Source organism: Parasphingomonas zepuensis (genome assembly GCF_036663735.1).
GTDB lineage: Bacteria > Pseudomonadota > Alphaproteobacteria > Sphingomonadales > Sphingomonadaceae > Sphingomonas.
This window is the reverse complement of record NZ_JAXOJO010000074.1, coordinates 1-1086: the sequence shown is the minus strand read 5'-3', so window position 1 is coordinate 1086 and position 1086 is coordinate 1. Positions and strand designations below refer to the sequence as shown.

At 64.9% G+C, this 1086-nt stretch carries 2 protein-coding genes; both read right to left on the bottom strand.

Translation table 11 applies throughout. The features are described 5' to 3' along the window. Positions 1–125: 125 nt before the first annotated feature. On the bottom strand, positions 126–788 hold the full coding sequence (locus U1769_RS25355) for an extensin family protein (protein ID WP_332720922.1): 663 nt from the start codon (positions 786–788) through the stop codon (positions 126–128). Between the two features lie 38 nt (positions 789–826). Then, a partial coding sequence (locus tag U1769_RS25350; RefSeq protein ID WP_443030460.1) for a sterol desaturase family protein occupies positions 827–1086 on the bottom strand: 260 nt, incomplete at its 5' end.

Here is a 1086-nt window from a genome sequence, read left to right as displayed (position 1 = left end):
AGGCGGGGTCTTCGGTCTGGGGGGTGCTGACGGCGGTGCGGGCGTTTTCAGCGTCCTGGCTGGCGCGCGCAAACACGCGCGATGGTACGTTCGTTTCTGTCATCAACGCCGCTTAGGCGAAATTGCTAACGGCAGAAAGGCCTGCCCCCCATGTCGAAATGCAGGTGATCGTGATGCGCGGCATTATAGTCCGGGCTGAGCACGGTCGTGAAACGGCGACAGGCCGAGCGATGAAGGACGCGCAGGAATTCGCGCTCGTCATCCCGATCCGAATGCCAGCCGTTCTTGACGCTCACACGCCGCCCGTCGCGCAGAATGAAGGCGGAGACGTCCACCGCGTTGCCAAGGCCGTGTTGCGATACCCGCCCCGCCGCCGCGGCACTGCCGCCGACGATGCCGCGACAAGCATAGCTACCCATGGTTTCGATCCGCACCAGCTCGCCGCCCAGCACTTCGCGCACGGCAGGTGCGGCGGCGTTGCGCGCCCACGCGATGAAGGCGCGGGCGAGCGGACAGCGCATGCCTTTCAGCCCGGTGACCGGCAGGCCGATATCGATCAGCTGCACGCCACCAATGACCTGACACCCGCCGCCGTAATCGCGATCGGGGAGCGGGCTGAAACGAACCTGTTCTCGCGACAGGTCGGCGTAACACTGCTTCGTCTCACGGCTGGTGGGCAGGTTGAGCGTCACCGGGCCGCGCGAATCGGGGCGCACAGGCGCACGCGTCGACGGACGGTCATCGCCCCCACCGAACAGGCAGCCCGAGAGGACCACCGGCAAAACCATAACCGCAACACGCCTCACCCGCATACCGCCCCCTAGCATCAAGCTGCAGGCTGTTGAATCCCGCTTGGCCGCGGGGCCGGAAGAAAAGGCGCGAAAAGTGCCGCGCGTAAGCCGTGCGGATTGGCTTCGCGGTCATCGACCCCGAAGCGAAGCTTTTCGCGCTTCGCTTCGGGCAAGTGAAATGTCCCGAACATCCGGTCGAACAGCGCGACGGTTGATCCGAGATTGCAGTTGAAATGCTCTGGATTCATCGAATGGTGAATTTGGTGGTGCGCCGGGCCGAGCAACACGCGGCCCC